Source organism: Micromonospora sp. CV4 (assembly GCF_003667455.1).
Taxonomy (GTDB): Bacteria; Actinomycetota; Actinomycetes; order Mycobacteriales; family Micromonosporaceae; genus Micromonospora.
The window spans coordinates 102480-126850 of record NZ_RCVI01000405.1; the positions used below are offsets into that span (position 1 = coordinate 102480).

Below are 24371 nucleotides of genomic sequence, written 5' to 3' on the forward strand. Positions count from 1 at the left end.
CCCTCCGGCCAACGCCGGGCAGCTTCCGGGCGGCGACCCGATCAGCGGCGAGCCGGCCGCCAACGGTCGGCCGGGGGTCGCTCCCAACGCCGGTCCACCGGTGGCTCGTCCGCCTCGATGGTCGCGGTCCGCGTCAGATGGCGCAGCCGCAGCAGCAACCCCAACCCGAGCGAGAGCAACAGCCCACCGAGCAGGAACGCCGCCTGCGTCACGCCGAAGCCGCCGGACTGCGACAACGGGCGGCCGGGCGCCGGTGGCGCGGCGTCCACCGGTTGGTCGTCGACCGGCTCCGCACTCTCCTCGTCCGCCGCGATCGCCGGGTCGCTGGGCTCCGCCGGCGTCACGGTCGGCTTCGCCGCCGCGCTCGGAGTGCCGCCCGCTCCCACCACCGAGCGGGTGGCCGTCTGCCGGGCCAACAGGCGCAGGTTCGCGTCGTACGCCTCCGCGGCGAGGGTGACCCGTCCGTCGGTGGCGTCCTCGGCGAAGGCCAACCGGTAGCGGGCGGTGACCGTGCGGTTCGGGCAGAGCGTCCCGGGGTCGAGTTGCCGGTCGGTCAACCGGGCCACGTCGCCGTCGGTCTGGATCTCCAGCGGGAAGTCGCCGGTCTCCTCCACCCGGTCCATCTTCACCTGGTCGAGTCGGATGCCCTGCACGCTGAGCACCATCGACCAGCGCACCTTCACGCATCCACCGCGCCGGTCCGTCCGGGAGACCACCGCCGAGACCGTGCGCACCTGGTCGCCGGCGGTGAACCGGGCCGGCAGCCCACTCAGCTCGGTGGTGAACGCCGCCTGCGCCGGAGCGGCGAGCACCAGCTCCACGCCGCTCAGACAGGCCAGCACCACCCCGAGCCTCAGCGCGTACCGCCACACCGTCACCACCGCCGTCCTCCGTTCGGTCGTCCCCACCCCGCAACGCTAGGAGCGCGGCCTCGACCCGACCAGACGGGTGTGTTCGCACCGGGCGGCAAGCGCGGGGCGGGTTTTCACCAACGGTGGTGAACCGGTCACTCCTCCCCCGCGACACGCCGGCCGCCGGGCCGCTGGGACAATTTCCAGGTGTCCGAACTCTCCAGCACGTTCGTCCGGCTGCACGCCCGGCTCACCCCGGTCGCCTTCGTCCCGGAGGTGCGGCTGCACCAGGCGGACGAGCCGATCGGGCTGTGGGAGCTGACCGAGGGCGAGTTCAGCAGCGACCGGCCGCCGCCGTTCTGGGCCTTCGCCTGGGCCGGCGGTCAGGCCCTCGCCCGCTACGTCACCGACCATCCGGAGCTGGTCGCCGGCCGCCGGGTGCTCGACCTCGCCTCCGGCTCCGGGCTGGTGGCCATCGCCGCCGCCCGCGCCGGCGCGGCGTCCGTGCGGGCCGTCGAGGTGGACGAACTGGCCGTCGCGGCGGTCGCGCTCAACGCCGAGGCCAACGGGGTACGCGTCGACGCCGAGTTCGGCGACATCCTCGACGGCGACGCCGGGGACGCCGAGGTGGTGCTCGCCGGGGACGCCTTCTACAGCGAGGCGATGGCCCGCCGGATGCTGCGGTTCCTGCTCCGCGCCGCCCGGGCCGGAGCCCTGGTGCTCGTCGGGGACCCCGGTCGGGCGTTCCTGCCCCGGGACCGCTTCGACGAGCTGGCGCACTACGACGTGCCGGTGCCGGAGGCCCTGGAGAGCGTCCGGGTGAAGCGCACCACCGTCTGGCAGTTGCGGGCCGGCCTGCCGGGAGCTGCCGGCTAGCGTGTCGACGTGCTGTTCCGGAGCTGGGTGTCCCCGGTCGGGGCACCCTGGCCGGACGTGGCCACGGTGGCCGACCACGTCGGCGTACGCCATCTGGTGGTCACCCGCCACGCGCTGGTCCGCCAGGTCCTCGCCGACCCGGTGACCTACCGGCCGGACAACGCGCTGGACGCGGTGACCCCGATGCCGGTGACGGCGCTGCGGGTGCTCGCCGGGCACCGGTTCCGGCTGCCGCCGACCCTGGCCAACAACTCCGGCGCCAGCCACCCGGCCATCCGGTCGATCGTGGCCGACGCGCTGCACCCGGCTCGGGTCGCCGCCCAGCGTCCCTGGCTCACCGCGCTGGTCCGGGACCGGGTGGCCCGGCTGAGCGCCACGCTCGACGCCGGCGCACCGGTCGACCTCTACGCGGAACTCGCCGCCGATCTGCCGCTGCTGGTGCTGGCCCGACTGGTCGAGCTGCCGGACGCGCCGGTCGACGCGGTCAAGAAATTCGCCCGGGCCGCGCTGGAGCTGTTCTGGGCGCCGCTGGACGCCGACCGGCAGGTGGCGCTCGCCGCCGAGGTGGGCCGGTTCCACGGTGTGCTGCGCGACTTCGCGGCCACCGGCGGAGGGTTGGCCGCCGAGCTTCGCGCGGCCGGGCACGCACCGGATGTCGTGGTCGGCGCGCTCTTCTTCCTGCTCGTCGCCGGTCAGGAGACGACCTCGCAGTTCCTCACCCTGCTGCTGCACCGGCTGGCCGGTGAACCCGCGGTACGGGCCGGGCTCCGCACCGGCGAGGTCGCGGTGGCCGACGTGGTCGAGGAGGGGCTGCGGCTGGAACCACCGATCGTCACCTGGCGTCGGGTGGCGGCGGCGGACAGCACGCTGGGCGGGACCGAGGTGGCGGCGGGCACCAGCCTCGTCCTCTGGCTGGCCCGCGCCGGCCGGGACCCGGCGGTCGTCGAGTCGCCGGACGAGTTCCGCCCGGGCCAGCGGGGATCGCGCCGGCACCTGGCGTTCGGGGCGGGCGCGCACCGCTGCGTCGGCGACGTGCTGGCCCGGATGGAGGCGGCCGTGGTGGTGGCCGAGGCCGGGCCGCTGCTCGACGGGGCGACCGTGGTCCGCCCGCCGTGGTGTCCGGACAACCTCACCTTCCGGATGCCCGACGCCTTCGTCGTCCAGCGCTCTCCGGGAGCACACCGCCTGACCGGATCCTGACATCACCTCGGTAAGTTTCCGGGCGTGTCAGCCACCCCTGCTCGTCGGATCCGTGTCGTCGTCGCGACTCTGGCCCTGCTGGCGCTGAGTGCCTGCGCAGTCAGCGCCGGCCACACGGCCCACGCCCGGCAGATCGCCGCGGGCCAGCCGATCCCGTCCACCCCGCCCCCGACACCGTCGGCCTCGCCGTCCCCGACGGCGACGCCCGCGCCCGGGAGCTTGGAGTGGTACGTGTCCCAGGTGCCGACCTTTCCCGGGGCGCCACCACCGCAACCGGTGCTGTTGCCCGCGACCGGTGCGGCCGCGTTCTGGCACCGCCTGCCGACCGACCAGAAGGTCGCCTTCATCACCATCGACGACGGTGGCCTGGCCCGTCCGCCCGCGGTGGCCGAGTTCGTCTGGCGGGCCCACATCCCGGTCACGATGTTCCTGAACTCACCGGCGGCCGAGGAGCACGACGTCTACTTCCGGCAGATCCAGGTGGCGGGCGGGGTCGTCGAGAACCACACCATCAACCACACCTCACTCGCCGGCCGCTCGTACGGCTACCAGAAGCAGCAGATCTGCGGTGCGGCGGACAAGCTGGAGGCGCTGTTCGGCAAGCGGCCGACGCTGTTCCGCCCACCGTTCGGTGAACATGACTCCACCACGTTGCAGGCCGCGCACGACTGCGGCGCGAAGGCGGTCCTCCACTGGACCGAGACGGTCCACGAGGGGAAGGTTCGTTACCAGACCCCCGAGAAGGTGGTGCGTCCTGGCGACGTCCTGCTCATGCACTTCCGGCCGGCACTGATGGACGACCTGCTCGCGGCGTTGAAGGCGATCCACCGGGCAGGGCTCACCCCGGCCCTCCTCACCGACTACATCCAGTGACCGCGCCGCCGCCGACCTGACGAAAGTCAGGGGCGGGTGGTGCCGTTCGGGCGCGGTGCGGGGGCGGCCGGCGCGCCTAGCGTCATCGCATGATCACTTTACGTGGGTTGACGAAACGGTTCGGGGCGACTGTCGCGGTCGACGCGTTGACCGTCGACGTCGCGCCCGGCCGGGTCACCGGCTTCCTCGGCCCGAACGGCGCCGGCAAGTCCACCACCATGCGCATGATCCTCGGCCTGGACCGTCCCACCGCCGGGCAGGCGTTGATCGGCGGCCGGGCGTACCGGGAGCTGCGGCGGCCGCTGCACGAGGTCGGCGCGCTACTCGACGCCCGCGCCATCCACCCCGCCCGGGCCGGTCGGGCGCACCTGCTGGCCATGGCCCGCAGCAACGGCATCCCGGCTCGCCGCGTGGACGAGGTGCTCGACACCGTCGGGCTGGACGGGCGCGCCGCCGCCAAGCCGGGCCGGACCCTCTCCCTCGGCATGGGCCAGCGGCTCGGTATCGCCGGCGCGCTGCTCGGCGACCCGCCGGTGCTGATGTTCGACGAGCCGGTCAACGGCCTCGACCCGGACGGGGTGCGCTGGGTGCGGCAGTTGATGCGCTCGCTCGCCGACCAGGGGCGGACCGTCTTCGTCTCCAGTCACCTGATGAGCGAGATGCAGCTCACCGCCGACCAGCTCGTGGTGATCGGCCGGGGACGGCTGCTCGCCGACGCGCCGATCGACGACGTGATCGCCGGCAGCGCCGTCGCCGTCCGGGTCCGCAGTCCGCACCCGGACGGGCTGGCCACCCTCGCCGCGCGCCTCGCCGCCACCGGCGCCACCGTCGAACCGGCCGGCCCCGACGAGCTGACCGTCACCGGGACCACCGTCGACCGGGTCGGTGACCTGGCGTACGAGCTGGGGGTGCGGTTGCACGAGCTGAGCCCGCACGGCGCGTCGCTGGAGCAGGCGTTCATGGAGTTGACCGCCGACAGCGTCGAGTACGCCGGCGGCCCGACCGGAAGCGGAGCACGATGAGCACGAGCACCCTCCCCGACACCCGTCCCGCCCCGGCCGCCTTCCGCGGCGCGGTGGCCGCCGAGTGGACCAAACTGTTCTCGGTGCGGACCACGTGGTGGACGGCGCTGGCCGGGCTGCTGCTGATGGCCGCGAGCGCCGGGCAGCTCGCCATCTACGCCGCCAACGACAACACCAACGACGACCCGACCGACGACCGGGGCATCGTCGCCGTCGGCAGCGTGCTGATCGACTCGGTCGAGCTGACCCAGTACGCGGTGCTGGCGTTGGGCCTGCTCGCGATCACCGCCGAGTTCACCAGCGGCACCATCCGGACCACCCTGCAGTGCACCCCGTCCCGCGGTCGGGTGCTGCTCGCCAAGGCCGTGGTCGCCGGCACGGTCACCTTCGCCCTCGGGCTGCTGCTCGGCGGCGTCGGCGCGCTCATCGCCCGACCGGTGCTCGGCGAGTGGGGCCGCGCGCCGGCCGGCGACACGATCGCCGACATCGTGGCGGTCGCGACCTACCTGGCGCTGGTCAGCGTGCTCGCGCTGGGCCTCGGCGCGGCCCTGCGCAGCGCGGTGCTCACCCTCACCGTGCTCTTCGCCACCCTGATGATCGTGCCGCTGTCACTCCAGGAGCCGGACATCGCCGTGCTGAACCGGATCGCCGACGTGTTCCCCGGCGTGGCCGGTACGCACTTCCTGGCCGGCGACACCGAGCCGTACCCGGGCGCGGTCGGGCTGCTGCTCCTCGCCGGATGGGCCGGCGCGGCGCTGCTGCTGGGCCGGGCCGCGCTGCGCCGCCGCGACGCCTGAGTGCCGAGCGGGGGCTTCCGGGCCCCCGCTCAGCCGTCGACCAGCCCCGCCTCGTACGCGAGGATCGCCGCCTGCACCCGGTTACGGACGTCCAGCCGGGTGAAGATGCTGGTCAGGTAGCTCTTCACGGTGCCCTCCACCAGGTGCAGGCGGCGGGCGATCTCCGCGTTGGACAACCCCGCCCCGACCAGGGCCAGCACCTCCCGTTCCCGCTCGGTCAGCCCGGCCGTCCGGTCCCGCGCGGCGGGCCGACGGGCCAACCGCCCGGCGTCCAGCTCGATCACGCGGCGGGCCACCCGCGGCGACAGGTACGCCCCGCCCTCGGCCACCGCGTGCACCCCGGCGATCAGCTCGCGGGGGTCGCCGGCCTTGAGGAGGAAGCCACTGGCACCGTGCCCGAGCGCCCGGGCCACGTGATCGTCCTCGCCGAAGGTGGTCAGCATGAGCGTGGCGGTGTCCGGCGCCACCCGGCGGATCTCGGCCGCCGCGGCCAACCCGTCCAGCCGCGGCATCCGGATGTCCAGCAGCGCCACCCGGGGCCGGTGCGCGCGGACCAGTTCCACCGCCGCCCGCCCGTCACCGGCCTCGGCGACCACCTCGATGCCCGGGTCGGCGGCGAGAATGGCGCGGACGCCGGCCCGGATCATCGCCTCGTCGTCGGCGAGGACCACCCGAACCGGCGTGGCGGTGAAAGTCTCGACGGTCATCCTGCGATCCGCTCCTTGCTGACCAACCGGCCATCGGTGAAACAGAGCCGCCAGGTCGGCTCGGCGAGGGGGAAGTTGCCGTCCGTGTACCACTCGCAGCCGGCCTCCTCCGCACCGACCGGCGGGGGAAGCGTCCGACGGGGCAACCCGGCCAGGTCGGTACGCGCCGTGCCGGGCCGCATCCGGTCGAACGACGACTCGTCCAGCACCGTTCCGGCCGTGGCGAACGAGTAGTAGACCAGCGACAGGGCCAACGCCAGCCCGGCCGGGGCGGCGAGCGCGGTCAGCAGGCTGCGTCGTACCCGGCGGCGGGCCTCGAGCAGCCGCCGCTCGGCGTCGACCGGCTGCTCCGCGCCACCACCGTCGACCGGACCACCGTCGGTCACCGCACCGGGCCCGTCCACCGCCGCCGACCACTGCTCGGCGGGAACGACGCCGGCCGGGTCGGCGGACAACGGCAGCCGGGCCCGTACCGCGAAGCCACCGTCCGGGCGGGGGCCGGTGTCCAGGACCCCACCGGCCAGCCGTACGCGCTCAGCGAGAGCGAGCAGGCCGCTGCCGGAGGACGGCGGGCTGGGCAGCGGACCGGCCGGTGGTGGCCCGTTCCGCACCCGCACCTCGACCTCGTCCCCGAAGGGGGCGAGCGTGACGGTGACCGGGGCGCCCGGCGCGTACCGGGCCGCGTTGGTGAGCGCCTCCCGGACCACCCCGTGCGCGGCCGGGCCGGTGATCCCGGGCAGCTCGACGGCCCCGTCCGGAGCGTCCAACCGCACCGCCATCCCGGCCTCCCGAGCCCCGTCCACCAGATCGGCGATGGTCTCGCCGGCCGGTCGGAGTCCCGCCGGCCCGCCCTCCTCCCGGAGCACCCCGATGATGCCGTGCAGCCGTTCCGTGGCGGCCGCGACGCTGGTTCGCAGCTCCCCCACCGCCGCCCGGTGCCGGGGGTCGAGGTCGTCGGCGAGCTCCAACGCGGCGGCGCGCAGCGCGATCAGGCTCAGGTCGTGGCCGAGTGAGTCGTGCATCTCCTCGGCGATCCGGGCGCGCTCGCGCAACCGGATCCGCTCGGCGGCACCGCGCCGCTCCCGCGCCAGCGCGTCGGCGTGCCGGCCGCCCGCGTCGGCCAACTCCTGCTGCTGCCGGCGGTACCGGCCGACCAGCCACGGGAACACACCGGCGAACAGCAGCACCGAGGCCAACAGGAACCAGGTGCCCGCTCCAGTACCGAGCAACCCCAGGTTCAGCACCGTGCCACCGACCGCGATCACACCGAACAGCACGGCCGCCGGAGCCGCCGAGGCGCTGCGCCGTCCGGTCAGATAACTGAACACCGGGATGGCGAACACGAAGTTGCCGTCGACCAGTGACCCGAGCACCACCAGCAGCAGGCCGACCAGCGGCCGACGCCGACCCAGCGCCACCGCCACGGCCAGCACCGTCAGCCCACCGACCAGCAACTCCAGGTTGTGCCGCGGATGCGGCGGGGTCAGCCTGGCGTACCCGATCGGGGCGGCGAGCACCGCCCAGAGCAACGCGTCCGACAGACCCCGCCGCCGCGCCGGCCCATCCGCCCGCCACCTCGCCATCCTCACGGCGGTCAGGCTACCCACGCCCGACCTGCGCGGACACTGACGAAAGTCAGGTGTTCAGCCGCTCTCCTCGGCCCAGGCACGCCAGTCGTCGAGCACGCCGTGCAGGGACGGGGTCAGCCACCCCGGCGCGGAGCGCCGGAACACACCCGGATCCATCGCCCCGGCACCGGCGGGCACCGCGCCGAGCAGGTTCGGCACCAGGTCGGTGAGATTGGTCCAGTGCACCAGCTCCGGCGTGGTCGGCCAGGCGCCGATGACCACACCGGCCGGCACGGCCCGGCGGTCCAGCGCCTCCAGGGTCAACGCGGTGTGATTGAGGGTGCCCAGCCCGGCACGGGCGACCACCACGGCGGGCGCGCCGAGCGACACCGCCAGGTCCGCCATCGTCCACGGCTCACCGGACGGACGCAGCCCCATCGGAACCAGCAGCCCACCGGCCCCCTCGACCAGCACCAGATCGTGCTTGTCGGTCTCGTCACGGACCGCGTCCACGGCGGTGTACAGCTCCAGCGGCGGCAGCTCGGCGACCCGGGCGGCAGCCAGCGGGGCGAGCGGGTCCGGATAGCTGGCCAGGGTGCGGCCGGTGAGCGGGGCGGCCAGCCGGTTCACCGCCTCCACGTCCCCGGGTTCACCGCCGGCCGTACCGGTCTGGCCCGGTTTGACCACGGCCACCCGCAGGCCGGCGGCCTGCGCGGCGGCGGTGATCGCCGCGGTCACCACGGTCTTGCCGACCTCGGTGTCGGTGCCGGTGACCAGCACCACCCCCTGCCACGCGCTCACGGGGTGACCTTTGCTCGCGACTGCGGGGCTCGCAACACCGGCTCACTCCTCGCGCTCACGGGACCAGCTCAGTTCGCGACTGCGGGGCTCGCAACACCGGCTCACTCCTCGCGCTCACGGGGCGGTCTCGACGATGACGTCCAGCGCCCGCTCGAAGGCCGGCCGGGACACCCCGGCACTGACCGTGAGCCGTAGCCGGGAACGGTTGTCCGGCGTGGACGGCGGCCGGAAGCACCCCACCGCGACACCCCGGTCCCGGCAGTCGGCGGCCCAGGTCGTCGCCGCCTCCGGCCCGGGAGCGGTCACCGAGATCACGGCCGCGTCCGGCGCGGAAACGGTCAACCCCGCCGCACGCAGCCGGTCGACCGCCAGCGCCACCCGCTCGGCCAGCTCGGCCCGCAGGTCGTCACCGCCCCGGGCCAGCCGCAGCGCGGCGTGCACACCCGCGGCAACCGCCGGCGGCAACGCGGTGTCGAAGATGAACGTACGGCCCGTCTCGACCAGGTGCCGGACGAACTCGGCCGGGCCGGCGACCACCCCGCCCGCGCCACCGAGCGCCTTGGACAGGGTCGCGGTGACCACCACGTCCGGTTCCCCGGCGAGCCCGGCGGCGGCGACCGCCCCGGCGCCGGCCGGACCGGTCACGCCGAGCGCGTGCGCGTCGTCGACCAGCAGCAGCGCCCCGTAGCGGCGGGCCACCGCGTGCAGCTGGGCCAGCGGGGCGAGATCGCCGTCGACGGAGAAGACCGACTCGGTGACCACCACCGCCGGTCGGCCCGGGGCCACCGCGAGCGCGGCGGCCACCGCCGTCACGTCGGCGTGGGCGGTGACCACGGTCTCCGCGCCGGAGATCCGGCAGCCGTCGATCAGGGACGCGTGGTTGTGCGCGTCCGAGACGAGCAGCGTGCGGGGTTGGACGAGGGCACGCAACGCACCCAGGTTCGCCAGGTAGCCGGAGGAGAAGACGAGCGAGCGGTCGGTGCCCAGCCACTGCGCCAGCTCGTCCTCCAGCGCCTGGTGCGCGTCGGTGGAGCCGCGGACGAGGCGCGACCCGGTGGCCCCCAGCCCGTACGCGGACAGCGCCGCCGCGGCGGCGCCGATGACCTCCGGGTGGGTGGCCAGACCCAGGTAGTCGTTGCCGGCCAGATCGGTCATGCCGTCGGCGGCCGGACGCGGGTGCAGCCGCCGGGTCAGCCCGGCCTTCGCCCGCAACTGCGCACGGCGGTCGAGCGCCGCCAGCCAGTCCGCCACCGTCACCCCTTCGCCGCCGTCCGCGCCGGTCACGCCGACTCCCGCCGGGCGAAATTACCACCCGCCACCACCGGCCCGACGGATCCACTCGGTACGCGAGGTCGACCTGAACCGAACTCCAGCTTCACGGCTGGTCCGTTACGACGACCGCTGCCACCGCCGGAGCCCGACCACACCGGCCGCCCCGCTCCACCGGACGGCGGCCCGTTCCCGCTGATCGGGAGGCCTTGTAGGGTACGAGCCATGCCAGAGATCCTCGACCAGGCCCGGACGCAGGTCCTGGGTGACGGTGTCGGCCTCGATGAGGCCGGCGTCCTCGCCGTGCTGAACCTGCCCGACGAGCACCTGCCCGCCGCCCTCCAGCTCGCACACGACGTGCGGATGCGGTGGTGTGGTCCGGAGGTCGAGGTCGAGGGGATCGTCTCGCTGAAGACGGGCGGTTGCCCGGAGGACTGTCACTTCTGCTCGCAGTCCGGCCTGTTCACGTCCCCGGTGCGCTCGGTCTGGCTGGACATCCCGTCCCTGGTCGAGGCGGCGAAGCAGACCGCGAAGACCGGGGCCACCGAGTTCTGCATCGTGGCCGCCGTCCGCGGCCCGGACGCCCGGCTGATGAAGCAGATGCGTGAGGGCGTCGCCGCCATCAAGGCCGAGGTCGACATCCAGGTCGCGGCGTCGCTGGGCATGCTCTCGCAGGAGCAGGTCGACGACCTGGTCGACATGGGCGTGCACCGCTACAACCACAACCTGGAGACCTGCCGGTCGTACTTCCCCAACGTGGTCACCACGCACTCCTGGGAGGAGCGCTGGGAGACGCTGCGGATGGTCCGCGACTCCGGCATGGAGGTGTGCTGCGGTGGCATCCTCGGCCTCGGCGAGACCGTCGAGCAGCGGGCGGAGTTCGCCGCGCAGCTCGCCGAGCTGAACCCGCACGAGGTGCCACTGAACTTCCTCAACCCCCGCCCCGGTACCCCGCTGGGTGACCGCCCGGTGGTGGAGGGCAAGGACGCGCTGCGGGCCATCGCCGCGTTCCGGCTGGCCATGCCGCGCACCATCCTGCGGTACGCGGGCGGCCGGGAGATCACCCTCGGTGACCTGGGCACCCGCGATGGTCTGCTCGGCGGCATCAACGCGGTGATCGTCGGCAACTACCTGACCACGTTGGGTCGGCCGGCGACCGCCGACCTGGACCTGCTCGACGAGCTGAAGATGCCGGTCAAGGCCCTCTCCGCCACGCTGTGACGGCCATGACGACGACGGAGCTGTGGTGCGACCGGTGCGGCGACCCGGCGCCGGCCGGCGCCGCCCACCCGGGCTGCGCGTCGGCCCGCGAGCTGGAGCCGCCCCGGTACTGCCACCGCTGCCGCCGTCGGATGAAGGTGCAGGTGCTGCCGGTCGGCTGGTCGGCGGTCTGCGTCGAGCACGGCGAGATCCGGGGCTGAGCCGATGCTGCGAGGGCGGGCGGTGACCCTGCGACCGGCGACGGTCGCGGACGTGCCGGCCCTCGCGGCGATCCGGGCCCATCCGGAGGTACGCCGGTGGTGGCGGGGCGGCGACGACCTGGCCGATTCCGTTCGCGCCGACCTGGCCGACGACGAGCTGACCCTGTACGCCATCGAGCACGACGGCCGGGTGATCGGCGCGATCCAGTTCTACACCGAGCCGGACCCGGACTACCGGCACGCCAGCCTGGACATCTTCCTCGACCCGGCGGTACGCGGCGCCGGGCTCGGTGTGGACGCCATCCGCACCCTGGCCCGGCACCTCATCGAGGAGTACGGCCACCACCGGTTCACCATCGACCCGGCGGCGGCGAACAGCGCCGCCATCCGCGCGTACGCCAAGGTTGGTTTCCGGCCGGTGGGGGTGCTGCGCCGCTATGAGCGCGGCGCGGACGGCCGCTGGCACGACGGCCTGTTGATGGACCTGCTCGCCGACGACCTCGTGGACTGAGCCGTCCCGCGTCGGCCGGACGCCTCAACCGTCCCAGCACAGGTGCCCGTCGGGGAGCCGGCGGGCGCCCTCGGCCGCGCGGTGCGGGCTGAGCCGTCCGTCCGGCATCAGGTGCGCGACGGGCGTGCCGCGACCCAGCACCGCGACGTCGGCGACGAGCCGGCGGTGGCAGCGCCACCAGAGGCTCTCGCTGCACATGACCGCGGTGGTCCGCCGGGCCGCGTCGGCCAGCACCTCGGTCAGCGCCGCGTCGAACTCGGACGTGCGGGTGTACGCGGCGTACGCCCGGAATGCCGCGACCGTCCACCAGGTGTCCGGCTCCGGCTCGCCGGCCGGGACGTGCCGGCGGCCACCGAGCCGCGGCTCCCAGCGGTAGTCGATCCCGTACTCGGGCAGCCACCGCTCAAGTTCCTCCCGCCGGACGTCCGGGTTGGTGCGGCTGGCGGGGTACCTCCGCACGTCCACCACCAGGGCCACCCCGGCCCCGGTCAGCAACTCCCCCAGCCGCACCCGGTCGGCTGTCCCGTGCCCGACGGTCAGCAATTCCCGCACCACGCTGGCTTGCCCCGAATCACGCCGGGTTATCCCTCGCCGCGCGGCTCCAGATCTTGGACAGTTACCGTTCCGCCCGAACGGTAACTGTCCAAGATCTGGTCGCAGGATGGTCGCGCGGCGGCCAGACTCCCGGGAATGCTGCCCGCCGACGACGCCGCCGAGCTCGACTGGCTCGCTTTCGAGCAGTCGGGCGTCCTCACCACCGCGCAGGCCACCGGCCTGTTCAGCGAGGGCATGGTGCGCGGCCGGATCCGCTCGGGTCGCTGGCGGTCGATCTGCCGGGGGATCCTCCTCACCGGCAACGGTCGACTCACCCGCGACCAGCAGCTCTGGGTGGCGGTGCTGACCGTCGGTCCGGGCGCGGTGCTGGCCGGTGTCACCGCCGCCACCGAGGCCGGGGTACGCGGACTGCGGCGAGATCCTTTGCACGTGCTGGTGCCGGCCGCCCGCCGGGCCGCGCGGACGACCCTGCGACGGCTGCCGATCGACATGCCCGCGGTCCGGGTGCACCGGGCGTCGATCCTGCCGCCGACGCACGTCCAGCGGGCCCGGCCGCCGCGCACCACGACGGCGCGGGCGCTGGTGGACGCGGCGGGCTGGGCGAACGGCGTGGACGAGGCACAGTCGCTGCTGGCGGCCGGCTGTCAGCAGCGGCGGGTGCTGCCCGAGGAGCTGGGCGAGGTGCTCGACGTCCTGCCCCGGGCACCCCGCCGGCAGCTGATCCGGCAGACCGTCAGCGACATCGCGGGCGGCGCGCAGGCGCTCTCCGAGATCGACTTCGTGCGGCTCTGCCGCCGGCACCGGCTGCCCGTTCCGAACCTGCAGGAACACCGGGTCGACGCGGCGGGCCGGATCCGCTGGCTGGACGCGTACTGGCGGGAGTGGCGGGTGCAGGCGGAGATCGACGGCGCGCACCACATGGACGTCCGGCAGTGGGCGGCCGACATGCGCCGGCAGAACGATGTCTGGACCAGCGGCGACCGGATCCTGCGGTTTCCGGCGTGGCTGGTCCGCGCCCGTCCCGACGAGGTGGCCGAGGCGATCCGCCGCGCCCTCATGGCAGCCGGCTGGACCCCGGCACCGCCCCGGAGCGCGGTTCCGCGCGGCTGATCTTGGACAGTTACCGTTCCGCGCGAACGGCAACTGTCCAAGATCTCGACGCGGCGGGCGTCAGCCGAGGGCGCAGGCGACCCCGTTGACGGTGAAGGCCGTCGGTCGCGGGTTGCTGCCGGTGTGCGTGCCGTTGAAACCGAAGCTCACCGACGCCCCCGGCGCCAGGGTGCCGTTGTAGGAGAGGCCGGTCGCGGTCACCGCCGTGCCGGCCTGGGTGACCGTCGCCGACCAGCCCTGGCTGACGGTCTGCCCGCCGGGGAAGCTGAACCGCAGCGTCCAGCCGTTGATCGCGGTGGTACCGGTGTTCGTGATCGTCACGGCGGCGGTGAAGCCGGTGCTCCAGTCGTTGGTGGCGTACCCCACCGTGCAGGCGCCGGTGACCGGCGGGGGCGCGGTGGTCACCGTGACCGGCGCGGACGCCGCGGAGGTGTTGCCGGCCGCGTCCACGGCCACCACGTGGAACTGGTACGCCGTCGAGGCGGTCAGCCCGGACACCGCCAGCGTGGCGCCGGTCGACGAACCGACGAGGGGGTCGGTGGCGCCGGCCTCCCGGTGGACCCGGTACCCGGTGACGCCGACGTTGTCGGTCGACGCCGCCCAGCTCAGGGTGAGCCCGGTGGCGGTGACCGCCGAGGCGACCGGGGTGCCGGGCGGGCTGGGCGCGGTGGTGTCCGGCACGACCGGCCCCGGTTCGTCGCCCCAGACGCGGGTGGCGCCGGAGTAGAGCGGCACCTTCCGGTTCGGCCCGGCGGTCGCCTGGTACGACGGGTCGTTGGTCGGGTCCCAGGTGCCGCCCTCCGGCACTCCGATCTTGAACTGGACCTCCATCCGGTGCTGGGACTGTCCGGCCGGGGCGATGGTGTGCCCGGTGCAGTCCACCTCGACGTACCAGATGTCGCCGCTGAGCTGCCGCGCCGTGGTCGGGGACGGGCAGCCCTGGGTGTAGCCGGCGGTGACCTGCACTCCGCCGGTGCCGTCGGGCCGGAAGTAGTACCGGAAACGGCCGTCGGTCAGCGCGCGGGCCGGGAACGCCGACTTGTTGTAGATCATCACCTTGAGCCCGGTGGCCCTCGGCTCGGCCTGCATCACCGTGGTCTCCACGGTCAGCTCGTCGAGGTCCGGCGTCTCGGCGACCGGGAAGTTGGCCAGCGGTGTGCCGCCGTACTCGGAGGTGAGCCGGACCAGGGCGGAGGTGAAGCCGGCGTTGTAGTCGGTGGCCACCTCGTTCATCACGTAGTCCGACCGACTGTCGGTGTACGCGTCGTTGGCCGCGGACGGCCCGCCGACCAGCGCGCCGTAGAGGGTGTGCCGGGTCTCGACGGGCACGGTCTGGCTGTCCCACCAGGAGCCGTGCGCGGTGCGGTGGTGCGGGTTCCGCGGTGCGTTGGCGCCGAAGCCGATGACGTAGCTGGAGTTGCGCGGGTTGTCGCCCAGCGCGTAGTTGATCTGCCGGACGGCGAAGTCGTGGTAGCGCGCCTTACGCGTCGTGTCGGTGGTCCTGTCGCTGTAGACCAGCGCGGCGAACGAGGTGTTGGCGGCGTAGCGCAGGGCGCCCCAGGAGTCGAGCACCGCCATCCCGCCCGGCGAGTACGGCACCCGCTGCCCGTCCACTCCGACGGTCCAGTAGTCCAGCCAGCGGTTGGCGTCGTCGACGTACTTCTGCTTGCCGGTCAGGTTGGCCAGCAGCACGTACGCGCCGAACTGCTTGTTGTCCCAGGCGATGGTCCACTTGTAGGAGCGGGTGGTGGACTGGTTCTCGGTGCCCAGCTTGTCGTACTCGCTCTCGGCCTTGGCCAGGTAGCTGGCCTCGCCGGTGGCCCGGTGCAGCCAGATCGCGGCCCAGACCAGCTCGTCCTGCCAGCCGCTCCAGGAGCGGTAGAAGCTGGTCGCGTCGGTGATGCACTCGTGGTAGGACTTCCGCACCGTGTCGGCGAACGTATAGAGCTGCCGGGCGTGCCCGAGCAACCGGTCGGCGTAGGCCGCGTCGGTGGGCCGGAACACCATCGAGGAGGCGGCCATCGCGGCCGCCGTCTCCCCCGCCAGGTCCGCGCCGCCACAGCTCGCATCGATCTTGTACGCGGGCCGCGCCATCGGCAGCACCTCGGCCGGGCCCCACCACTTGTGGTCGTCGTCGCCCTTGCCGACCTGTCCGTACAGGACGTTGGCCGACGGGTGCGCCCTGATGAAGTAGTCGTTGACGAAGCGCAGGTTGTTGAGCAGGTGCGGCAACTGCCCGGAGGCGGTGTAGCCGCTGCGGTACTCGACCGCGCCCCAGGCGAGCATGGTGGCGCTGAACGCCATCGGGAAGCCGAACTTGACGTGGTCGCCGGCGTCGTACCAGCCGCCGGTGAGGTCCAGGCCCGCGTCGGCGCCGTCGGTGAGCGCGCTGTCGCCGCGCCAGGAGACGCGGTTCCAGTCGGGCAGCCGGCCGGACTGCTGCGCCTCGTAGAAGAGCAGCGACTTCTGCAGCGCCTCGGCGTAGTTGAAGGCCGCCGGCGCGGCGGAGGCGGGCCCGGCCGCGGGTGCGGTGACGGCGACGGCGAGGCCGGTGAGCAGGGCGATGCCGGCGGCCACCAGCCGCCGGGGCCAGGGCTGGTCGATGACCGCTGACCGGCCGGGGAACGGCCGGGTGGGTTGGCGCATGACGGGCTCCTGTCGGTGGCGTCGCCGACGACCGTGTCGGCGCGGGACGGCGTCGGACGGCACGACCACCGGCGGCAGCGGGGGTGGCGGAGTGACCACAGGCTATGGAAGCGCTCCCATGGATAAGCGACAATGTAATGTGGACGGCGGAGATTGGGAAGACCAGACGGGCGCAGGCGGCGTCGCGACGACCGTACGCGTTACAGCGACACGCGGTTGCGGCCCGGAAAAGTGGCCCCGAATCCACATCCTGTCCGGCACGTCGTCGCAGCTCAAGCCGATTGACCGATGCCATTCGAGGGTCCCACTAATGGGATCATGTGCCGTCCCCTCGGCCATTCTCGGAGGAATCCTCATGCCACTGCGTCGGCGCCTGGCGCGCGCGGCCGTCTGCACGGCCGCCGCCACGGCCGGTCTCGTCATCGCCACCCCGGCGTTCGCGTCGACCAACGTCACCCATCCCGTCCTGCGGCAGGACGGCGAGCACATCGGGGCGACGGACAACGACTTCAACCAGGGCTTCGGCACGTGCGCGGCCGGCCAGCAGACCGGCCAGGACATCTGGGTGTTCATCTGGCCCGGCAACGGCGTCGACAGCGTCGACGCCGTGCGGATCGGTTGGGACACCGACAACAACGGCACCGCCGACACCTACAGGACCCTCGCCGACGGCCACTTCACCACCGACAACGGCGCCAAGAAGGTCTGGTTCGCCACGCCGTCCGGCTGGAAGCTGGAGACCGGCGAGTCCACCATCCACGGACAGGTTCCGCAGAACCTCTTCAACCTGACCCACACCTGCGCGGGCACCGCCACCAGCCAGTCGCCGAGCCCGAGCCCGTCGAACACCGGATCGCCGACGCCGTCGACCTCCGCCTCCCCGTCGGGGTCCACCTCCGCCTCCCCCTCGGCGTCCCCCTCGCCGTCGGGGACCACCTCGCCGTCGGAGTCCACCTCCCCGTCGGAGTCGACCGCCCCGTCGGAGTCGACCGCCCCGTCGGGCTCGGCCTCGCCGTCGGAGGGCACGGGTGGCGGCGGTGACACCGGAGGCGGCCTGCCGCTCACCGGTGTAGCCGTGACCGGCTTCGCGCTGAGCGGCGTCGCCCTCATCGTCGGTGGCGCCCTGCTGCTGCGCCGTCGCCGGGACCGGATCACCTTCACCAGCTGATTCCATCGCACAGCGACCGGCCGTCGGAGGCACTCCGGCGGCCGGTCGCGGTCGTTGCTACGGCGCCCGTACGCGCACGAGTTCACCGTGGACCACGTCTTCCACCGCTGGGCACCATCTGCACCACCGCCGAGGCGACCGCGGCCCAAAGCCGTCGATCCGCCCTCAGGCGTCGATCCGTACTGACGGGTAACTGGTCGACGCCGCCCGGAGCTACATCACATCATCGATGTCCGTTGATTTGATGGACGACGTGTCCGCAGCTCGGGCCGGATGTCTCCGAGCGTCCCGTCGGGTCGTACGAACAGGACACCGTCCAGCCAGACAAACGTACTGTTGCTGACCCGCTACCCGGCGCGGGACAGTACCGATCACCAGCGGTGCCATCGACGCCGCCGCTCCCACGGTCAAACCTGAGGAGAACGCGATGGCACTACGACTCGCCGAAGGCACCGCGTGGTCCGACGTACTCGCCCGCGCGGTGGCCGCCACCCCCGAGGCGTTCGGCGCCGAGGTCGACGGCGTCACCACGCTGCACAACCTGGTCGAGGGCGACTGGCGGGCGGTCGGCCGCCCCGCGCCGTCCCGCACCCCGGTGGACAACACCGTCGTGATCAACCTTCCCCGACTCGACGCCGACACCGCCCGCGCCGCCGTCGCACATGCCGCGAGCGCGCACCGGGCCTGGGCCCAGACTCCGCTCGCCGACCGCAAGGCGCGGGTCATCGAGGCGCTGGACGCGCTCACCGCCCACCGCGACCTGCTCGCGCTGCTGCTGGTCTGGGAGATCGGCAAGCCGTGGCGGCTGGCCTGCGCCGATGTGGACCGGGCGCTGGACGGCGTCCGCTGGTACGCCGCCGAGATCGACCGGATGCTCGCCGAGGGACGCGAGCCGCTGCCCGGCCCGGTCAGCAACATCGCGTCGTGGAACTACCCGATGAGTGTCCTCGTGCACGCCGAACTGGTCCAACTGCTGGCCGGCAACGCGGTCATCGCCAAGACCCCGTCGCAGGGCGGCGCGGTCTGCCTGACCGTCGCGCACGCGCTGATGCGCCGGGCCGGGCTGCCCGCCACGCTGGTCTCCGGCGGCGGCGAGGAGCTGTCCGAGGTGCTGGTCCGGGCACCGGAGATCGGCGCGGTGGCGTTCGTCGGCGGGCGCTCCAACGGGGGCAAGGTGGCCGCCGCGCTGCTCGACAGTGACAAGCGGCACTTCATCGAGCAGGAGGGCCTCAACGCCTGGGGCATCTGGAACTTCTCGCAGTGGGACCTGCTCGCCGCGCACCTCAAGAAGGGCTTCGAGTACGGCAAGCAGCGCTGCACCGCGTACCCCCGGTTCGTCGTGCAGCGTGACCTGGTGGACGAGTTCCTCGACATGTACCTGCCGGTGGTCCGCTCGGTCCGCTTCGGGCATCCCCTCGCGGTCGAGGAGACCTGGCGGGCCGGCGACCCGCTGCCCGAACTTGACTTCGGGCCGCTGATCAGTGCCGCCAAGGCCGAGGAGCTGCACCGCAAGGTCGACGAGGCGGTCCGCGGCGGCGCGGTGCCGCTGCACCGGGGCAAGCTGACCGGCGCGCCGTTCCTGCCCGGGCAGGACACCTCGGCGTACGTGGCACCGTCCGTGCTGCTCGCCCCGCCCGGCCGGTCCCGGCTGATGCACGCCGAGCCGTTCGGGCCGGTCGACACGATCGTCGTGGTGGACACCACCGACGAGTTGCTGGCCGCCATGAACGCCTCCAACGGCGCGCTGGTCGCGTCGCTGGCCTGCGACGACACCGACGAGGCCGGCAAGCTCGCGGTCGACCTCCAGGCGTTCAAGGTGGGCATCAACAAGCCACGCTCACGAGGCGACCGCGACGAGCCGTTCGGCGGGCGGGGCGCCTCCTGGAAGGGCGCGTTCGTCGGCGGTGACCTGCTGGTGCAGGCGGTCACGGTCGGCGGCGACAGCCGGCTCTACGGCAACTTCCCCGACTACAGCAGCTACCCCACCACCTGATCTAGCGGGTGCGGAGGGGCCCCTTGTCGACGCCCGACGCCGGGCAGGGGGCCCCTCTCCACACCGGACCTGCCGGCGTACGGTCGAGAGATGGCGATCATTGAGCAGCTCTCCCTGGGCGTGTCCGACGCCGAGCGGGCGGCGACGTTCTGGGCCGCCGCCCTGGGCTACCGCCGGCGGGCGCCCCGGTTCGAGGGCGACGACTGGATCGTGCTGGAGCCGCCGCCCGGAACACCGGGTATGGCCATGGCGATGGACCTCAGCGAGAGCCCGGTGCCCGAGTTCCCCCGGCTCCACCTGGACCTGGACGCCGGCGAGCGCACCCTCGACGAGGAACTCGACCGGCTGCTCGCCCTCGGAGCCCAGCGGGTGGACTGGCGGCACTACCCCACCGACCCGCACCCGACCGAACCGCCGTACGTGGTGCTCGCCGACCCCGAGGGCAACCGGTTCTGCGTGTCCGGCCACCGCGAGCCCCCGACGCGTTGACGCACCCCTCCCCTTCCTATCCGCCAGGCGTCGAGAAGATGCCCGTCCTCTCAGCGGTGAGCGGAACGGTGAGGCTGAGCAGGGTGCCGTCGCGCTCAGCCGAGCTGGGCCGGTTCAGCCGGCGCAGGGTACGCAGCATCGGGGTGTTCTCCGCCTGGACGTGCAGCACCAGCGCCGCGTACCCGGCCCGGTCGGCGTGCCGGGCCAGTCGGCGCAGCAACGCCGAGCCGAGCCCGCGCCGCTGCCAGTCGTCCCGCACCAGCAGCGCCGCCTCTGCCTCGTCGCCCTCACCCAGCAGGTTCGCCATCGCGACCACCGACTCCGCGCCGTCGTCGTCGGTGGCCGTGGCGATCAGGGTCAGCCCTCGGCTCGGCTCCAGGAGCCGGCGCAACCGGGCCTGCCGCGGCAGCGCCGCCCCGCTCAGGTAGCGCCGCTGCCGGCTGCCCGGCGAGCACCCCTCGTGCAGGTCCAGCACGGCGGACAGGTCGTCCGCGCAGGCCGGTCGGACGGCCAGCTCGGCGCCGTCGGGCAGCACCAGGGTGACCTGTTCGGCCGCTCGGCGCGCCACGGTGGCGGCCAGCTCGACCAGGGCCTGCGCCCGCGCGTACTCCGCCGGGGTGAAGGCGGGCGCGGCCCGGCGCAGCGCGAACGAGCCGCCCGCCGGGTCCGCCAGCAGCATGCTGGCGCCGATGATTCCTCGGTCGACGCTGGTCGACGCGGGCCGCCAGCGGACCGAGTCGGCGCCGAGCAGGGTGCACAGCGCCTCGCCCGTCGCGTCCGGGTCGCGCACCAGCCGGTTGGCCAGAGCGAGCACCCGGGTGGGCTGGTCGGCCAGGCCACGCGCCTCGCTGCGCGCCACCCAGCAGTCCCGGCCCCGACCCCGCTCGACGGCGGCGATCAGCTCGGTCTCGTCGAGCGCGTCCGGCGCGTCGACGAGGAAGTCGTCCACCGCGCCGCGCTCGGTGGGCTGCACCTGCACGGTGAGGATGTTGACCCCACGCAGCGCGAGGCTCGCCGTGAGGACCGACAGGTAACCCGGCCGGTCGTCCACGGTCGCTCGGATCCGCCACAACGTCATGGTTGGCTCCCTTCCCCGCTACGAGCCTCGTCCCCGGCTGTTGCCGCCCGGTTGCTCGCCGGTGACGGCCCGGGAACTCCTCCGGCCACCGCTCAGGGGCCGGCGACCACCGGGGGCGCGCCGACCAGGTCCAGCCGGTCCCCGAGAATCACCGCGCTGGCCCGGACGAGCTGGGTGAGCCGGTCCACCTCGGTGCTGTGGAACGCGGCGGCCGAGAGGGTGTCGCTCTGCTCGCGGGCCACCACCAGCACCAGGCCGGCCCGGCCGAACGGCGCGATCGCGTGGTGGGTGCCGTCGGGGGTGGTCATCGACCGGCCGCGCAGCGGGGTCACCTCCGGCAACCGCAGCGGTACGGGAGCCCGCCAGCTGGCGTGCCCGACGGTCGCCGCACCGGTGCCCGCGGTCCGCGATGCCCAGTCCACCGGCACCACGGCGGCGACGGCCCAGTCCGCCGCCAGCAGCCCGGGTACCGCGTCGACCAGCGTGGCCAGCCCGTCGGCCGGGTTCGCCGCGACCTGGGCCAGCAGCTCCGCGTCCTGACCGGTGGTGGTGGGCGCGCCGATCGCCCGCCACACACCGTCGACCCGTACGCCCGGGATCGCCGCGAGGCCGGCCAGCAGCCGCTCCACTCGGGCCGCGCCCGGCCAGACCACCGTGAAGTCGTCCACCGCGCGCCCGCCGAGCCGCTCCAGGACGACCACCTGCACGATGTCCGCGCCGGACACGCCCAACGTACGGGCGACCTGGCCGAGGGTGCCCGGACGGTCCGGCAGGGTGACCCGAACTCGCAGCAACATGTCTGTCCCTCCGCTCGGCGGGCCGGCGGAGGCCGGCAGGCTGGTCACAGCCTGGGCGTTGGCCATTTCGTCCCTGTTGCAGAGCCATGTCCCGAGGGGAAAATCTGACCTTGACAACGTGAGCGGGCTGCCATCAACTAGTCGAATGACCGATCCGGCCGTCGATGCGCTCCGGCCGGGGGCCCTTCCGGCGTCCCCCGCCGGTCTGGACCTGGACCGGCTCGCCGGCTATCTGGCGGAACACCGCCCCGACCTGGCCACCGGGCCGCTGCGGGCCCAGCTGATCGCGGGCGGCAAGTCCAACCTCACCTACCTGCTGCACCTCGGCGACCGGGAGGTCGTGCTGCGCCGGCCGCCGCTCGGGCACGTGCTGGCGACCGCGCACGACATGGCCCGCGAGTTCCGGGTCATCTCGGCGCTGGCGCCGACCGAGGTGCCGGTGCCGGGCGCCCTGCTGCTCTGCACCGAGCCCGAGGTCATCGGCGCGCCGTTCTACCTGATGGAACGGATGCCCGGCGAGGTGTTCCGCACCCGCGCGCAGACCGACCCGCTGGGCGACGAGCGACGCCGCGCGCTGGCCATGGCGATGATGGACACTCTCGCGGCACTGCACACCGTCGAGCCGGCCGCGGTCGGGCTGGGCGACTTCGGCCGTCCCGAGGGCTACCTGGCCCGGCAGGTCCGCCGGTGGGCCGGGCAGCTCGACCGCTCCCGCAGCCGCCCCCTGCCCGGCATCGACGAACTGCGCGACCTGCTCGCCGCCACCGCGCCGGAGGGCGCGAACGCCGGCCGCGTCGTGCACGGCGACTACCGCCTGGACAACCTCCTCGCCTCGGCCGACCCGGTGGCCGTGCACGCGGTGCTGGACTGGGAGATGGCCACCCTCGGCGACCCCCTCGCCGACCTGGGGCTGCTGCTGACGTACTGGGACGTGCTCGGCGGCAGCGAGACGGCCGCCGGCAACCCGGTGGCCGACGGCCTCGGCCCGCGCGCCGGCTTCCCCACGGGCACCGAGCTGATCGACCGGTACGCCGGGCGCAGCGATGTCGACGTCGGGCCGCTGCACTGGCACGTTGCGCTCGGCTGTTTCAAGCTCGCGGTCATCTGCGAGGGCATCCACTACCGCCACACGCTCGGGCAGACGCTCGGCGAGGGCTTCGACCGGATCGGCGAGATGGTGGCACCGCTGGTCGCGCACGGGCTGACCGCCGCCAGGGAGCGGTGATGGACTTCTCGTACGACGCCCGGACCGAGGAGCTGCGCGACGAGCTGACCCGGTTCCTGACCGACCACGTCTATCCGGCCGAGGCGGTGCACGCCGAGCAGGTGGCCGCCGGCGACCCGTGGTCGCGTACCCCGGTGCTGGCCGAGCTGAAGGCGGAGGCCCGCAAGCGCGGCCTGTGGAACCTCTTCCTGCCCGACCCGCGCTACGGCGCGGGCCTGACCAACCTCCAGTACGCTCCGCTCGCCGAGCTGACCGGGCGCAGCCCGCACCTGGCGCCGGAGGCCGTCAACTGCGCGGCGCCGGACACCGGCAACATGGAGCTGCTGGCCGAGTTCGGCTCGCAGGCGCAGCGGGAGCGCTGGCTGATGCCGCTGCTGGAGGGCGAGATCCGCTCCGCGTTCTGCATGACCGAGCCGGACGTCGCGTCCTCCGACGCCACCAACATCGCCACCCGGATCGTCCGGGACGGCGACGAGTACGTCATCAACGGTCGCAAGTGGTGGTCGTCCGGTGCGATGGACCCGCGGTGCGAGATCTTCATCGTGATGGGCAAGACCGACCCCGGCGCCGACCGGCACCGCCAGCAGAGCATGGTCCTGGTCCCCCGGGACACCCCGGGCGTGACCGTGCGCCGGGGCATGACCGTCTTCGGCTACACCGACGGTTCGCACGGCGGGCACGCCGAGATCGACTTCACCGACGTACGGGTGCCGGCGGAAAATCTGATCGGCGCCGAGGGCACCGGCTTCGCCATCGCCCAGGCCCGGCTGGGCCCCGGCCGGATCCACCACTGCATGCGGCTGATCGGAATGGCCGAGCGGGCGTTGGAGCTGCTCTGCCGCCGGGCCAACGAGCGGATCGCGTTCGGCCGGCCCCTCGCGGAGCAGGGCGTGGTGCGGGAGTGGATCGCCGAGTCGCGGGTGCGCATCGAACAGTCCCGCCTGCTGGTGCTCAAGACGGCCTGGCTGATGGACACCGTCGGCAACAAGGGCGCGCACACCGAGATCCAGGCCATCAAGATCGGCACCCCGGCGATGGCGGAATGGGTGATCGACAAGGCCATCCAGGGGTACGGCGGGGCCGGCGTCAGCCAGGACACGCCGCTGGCCGCCCTGTGGGCGCAGACCCGCACCCTGCGCCTCGCCGACGGCCCCGACGAGGTCCACCGCTCCTCCCTGGCCAAGCGCGAACTCCGCCGCTGGACCCCCACCCCCACCTGACCCCGCGCGCCGCGCATGATCGCGCTCGACGCAGGACGTAGTGCCCAAGGGCACTCCCGACACCACGACAGCCAGGACCGCGCGATCTTGCGCGCTGAGCCTGTTGATCATGAGGTTAGCGGTGCGGCATGCCCGAATTGTTTCCGCTAACCTCATGATCAACCGCGAGGCGGGCCGGGCAGGGGGCCCGGGCC

General features: G+C 73.6%; 23 protein-coding genes. 14 read left to right on the plus strand and 9 right to left on the minus strand.

The genetic code is table 11. The annotated features are described in order from the left end of the window. Positions 1 to 41 precede the first annotated feature (41 nt). Positions 42 to 908, minus strand: a complete 867-nt coding sequence (locus EAD98_RS28135; protein WP_233584003.1) for a hypothetical protein — start codon at positions 906 to 908, stop codon at positions 42 to 44. 150 nt (positions 909 to 1058) lie between these two features. On the opposite strand from EAD98_RS28135, the gene EAD98_RS28140 reads away from it, so the two are divergent. The 5 genes from EAD98_RS28140 to EAD98_RS28160 all read left to right on the plus strand — a co-directional run bounded on the left by EAD98_RS28140 (position 1059) and on the right by EAD98_RS28160 (position 5619). Further along, the gene (locus EAD98_RS28140; protein ID WP_121656975.1) at positions 1059 to 1727 is read left to right on the plus strand and encodes a methyltransferase; all 669 of its coding nucleotides are present in this window, start codon (positions 1059 to 1061) and stop codon (positions 1725 to 1727) included. Between the two features lie 9 nt (positions 1728 to 1736). Beyond that, entirely contained in the window at positions 1737 to 2927 is a 1191-nt protein-coding gene (locus EAD98_RS28145; RefSeq protein WP_121656976.1) for a cytochrome P450, read from the plus strand. Between the two features lie 24 nt (positions 2928 to 2951). Continuing rightward, complete coding sequence (locus tag EAD98_RS28150) at positions 2952 to 3800, plus strand: polysaccharide deacetylase family protein (RefSeq protein ID WP_121656977.1); 849 nt, start codon at positions 2952 to 2954, stop codon at positions 3798 to 3800. 89 nt (positions 3801 to 3889) lie between these two features. After that, a complete protein-coding gene (locus EAD98_RS28155) occupies positions 3890 to 4822 on the plus strand; it encodes an ABC transporter ATP-binding protein (RefSeq protein WP_121656978.1) in 933 nt (310 codons plus the stop codon). Continuing rightward, the gene (locus tag EAD98_RS28160; protein WP_121656979.1) at positions 4819 to 5619 is read left to right on the plus strand and encodes an ABC transporter permease subunit; all 801 of its coding nucleotides are present in this window, start codon (positions 4819 to 4821) and stop codon (positions 5617 to 5619) included. Before EAD98_RS28155 ends, EAD98_RS28160 begins: the two co-directional genes overlap by 4 nt. 29 nt (positions 5620 to 5648) lie before the next feature. On the opposite strand, the gene EAD98_RS28165 is transcribed toward EAD98_RS28160, so the two are convergent. From EAD98_RS28165 to EAD98_RS28180, 4 genes are all read right to left on the minus strand, one after another. Then, entirely contained in the window at positions 5649 to 6326 is a 678-nt protein-coding gene (locus EAD98_RS28165; protein ID WP_121656980.1) for a response regulator transcription factor, read from the minus strand. Next, complete coding sequence (locus EAD98_RS28170; RefSeq protein ID WP_121656981.1) at positions 6323 to 7909, minus strand: sensor histidine kinase; 1587 nt, start codon at positions 7907 to 7909, stop codon at positions 6323 to 6325. The genes EAD98_RS28165 and EAD98_RS28170 overlap by 4 nt, the downstream gene beginning before the upstream one ends. 60 nt (positions 7910 to 7969) lie before the next feature. Then, positions 7970 to 8674: a dethiobiotin synthase gene (gene bioD, locus EAD98_RS28175; RefSeq protein WP_121657002.1), complete on the minus strand. Its 705-nt coding sequence runs from the start codon at positions 8672 to 8674 to the stop codon at positions 7970 to 7972. 135 nt (positions 8675 to 8809) lie between these two features. Continuing rightward, complete coding sequence (locus EAD98_RS28180; protein ID WP_121657003.1) at positions 8810 to 9946, minus strand: 8-amino-7-oxononanoate synthase; 1137 nt, start codon at positions 9944 to 9946, stop codon at positions 8810 to 8812. A gap of 243 nt (positions 9947 to 10189) precedes the next feature. Here EAD98_RS28180 and bioB point away from each other — a divergent pair, with 243 nt between their 5' ends. The 3 genes from bioB to EAD98_RS28195 are packed head-to-tail and all read left to right on the plus strand — an operon-like array spanning position 10190 to position 11896. Further along, complete coding sequence (gene bioB, locus EAD98_RS28185; protein ID WP_074318140.1) at positions 10190 to 11185, plus strand: biotin synthase BioB; 996 nt, start codon at positions 10190 to 10192, stop codon at positions 11183 to 11185. Between the two features lie 5 nt (positions 11186 to 11190). Continuing rightward, a complete protein-coding gene (locus EAD98_RS28190) occupies positions 11191 to 11385 on the plus strand; it encodes a hypothetical protein (protein WP_121657004.1) in 195 nt (64 codons plus the stop codon). A gap of 4 nt (positions 11386 to 11389) precedes the next feature. Continuing rightward, positions 11390 to 11896, plus strand: coding sequence for a GNAT family N-acetyltransferase (locus EAD98_RS28195; RefSeq protein WP_121656982.1), 507 nt, complete (start codon positions 11390 to 11392; stop codon positions 11894 to 11896). Positions 11897 to 11920: 24 nt separating this feature from the next. Here EAD98_RS28195 and EAD98_RS28200 read toward each other — a convergent pair whose 3' ends face one another. Next, a complete protein-coding gene (locus EAD98_RS28200; protein ID WP_199723587.1) occupies positions 11921 to 12448 on the minus strand; it encodes a DUF488 family protein in 528 nt (175 codons plus the stop codon). Positions 12449 to 12586: 138 nt separating this feature from the next. Between EAD98_RS28200 and EAD98_RS28205 the strand changes: the two genes are divergently transcribed. Further along, a complete protein-coding gene (locus EAD98_RS28205) occupies positions 12587 to 13561 on the plus strand; it encodes a hypothetical protein (protein ID WP_121656984.1) in 975 nt (324 codons plus the stop codon). Positions 13562 to 13621: 60 nt separating this feature from the next. On the opposite strand, the gene EAD98_RS28210 is transcribed toward EAD98_RS28205, so the two are convergent. Beyond that, positions 13622 to 16207, minus strand: a complete 2586-nt coding sequence (locus EAD98_RS28210; RefSeq protein ID WP_121656985.1) for a glycoside hydrolase family 9 protein — start codon at positions 16205 to 16207, stop codon at positions 13622 to 13624. Between the two features lie 355 nt (positions 16208 to 16562). Between EAD98_RS28210 and EAD98_RS28215 the strand changes: the two genes are divergently transcribed. From EAD98_RS28215 to EAD98_RS28225, 3 genes are all read left to right on the plus strand, one after another. Beyond that, the gene (locus EAD98_RS28215; protein ID WP_121656986.1) at positions 16563 to 17375 is read left to right on the plus strand and encodes an LPXTG cell wall anchor domain-containing protein; all 813 of its coding nucleotides are present in this window, start codon (positions 16563 to 16565) and stop codon (positions 17373 to 17375) included. A 427-nt stretch (positions 17376 to 17802) separates the two neighbouring features. Next, positions 17803 to 19368: an aldehyde dehydrogenase family protein gene (locus EAD98_RS28220; RefSeq protein ID WP_121656987.1), complete on the plus strand. Its 1566-nt coding sequence runs from the start codon at positions 17803 to 17805 to the stop codon at positions 19366 to 19368. Positions 19369 to 19458: 90 nt separating this feature from the next. Beyond that, the gene (locus EAD98_RS28225) at positions 19459 to 19857 is read left to right on the plus strand and encodes a VOC family protein (RefSeq protein ID WP_121656988.1); all 399 of its coding nucleotides are present in this window, start codon (positions 19459 to 19461) and stop codon (positions 19855 to 19857) included. Positions 19858 to 19873: 16 nt separating this feature from the next. Here EAD98_RS28225 and EAD98_RS28230 read toward each other — a convergent pair whose 3' ends face one another. Together EAD98_RS28230 and EAD98_RS28235 are read right to left on the minus strand one after the other, a co-directional pair. After that, on the minus strand, positions 19874 to 20935 hold the full coding sequence (locus EAD98_RS28230; RefSeq protein WP_121656989.1) for a GNAT family N-acetyltransferase: 1062 nt from the start codon (positions 20933 to 20935) through the stop codon (positions 19874 to 19876). A gap of 92 nt (positions 20936 to 21027) precedes the next feature. Next, positions 21028 to 21732 (minus strand): amino acid-binding protein, encoded by a 705-nt coding sequence (locus EAD98_RS28235; RefSeq protein ID WP_121656990.1) that lies wholly within the window; start codon positions 21730 to 21732, stop codon positions 21028 to 21030. A 145-nt stretch (positions 21733 to 21877) separates the two neighbouring features. Here EAD98_RS28235 and EAD98_RS28240 point away from each other — a divergent pair, with 145 nt between their 5' ends. Continuing rightward, entirely contained in the window at positions 21878 to 22957 is a 1080-nt protein-coding gene (locus EAD98_RS28240; RefSeq protein WP_121656991.1) for a phosphotransferase family protein, read from the plus strand. After that, positions 22957 to 24177, plus strand: a complete 1221-nt coding sequence (locus tag EAD98_RS28245; protein WP_121656992.1) for an acyl-CoA dehydrogenase family protein — start codon at positions 22957 to 22959, stop codon at positions 24175 to 24177. Before EAD98_RS28240 ends, EAD98_RS28245 begins: the two co-directional genes overlap by 1 nt. Positions 24178 to 24371: the final 194 nt, after the last annotated feature.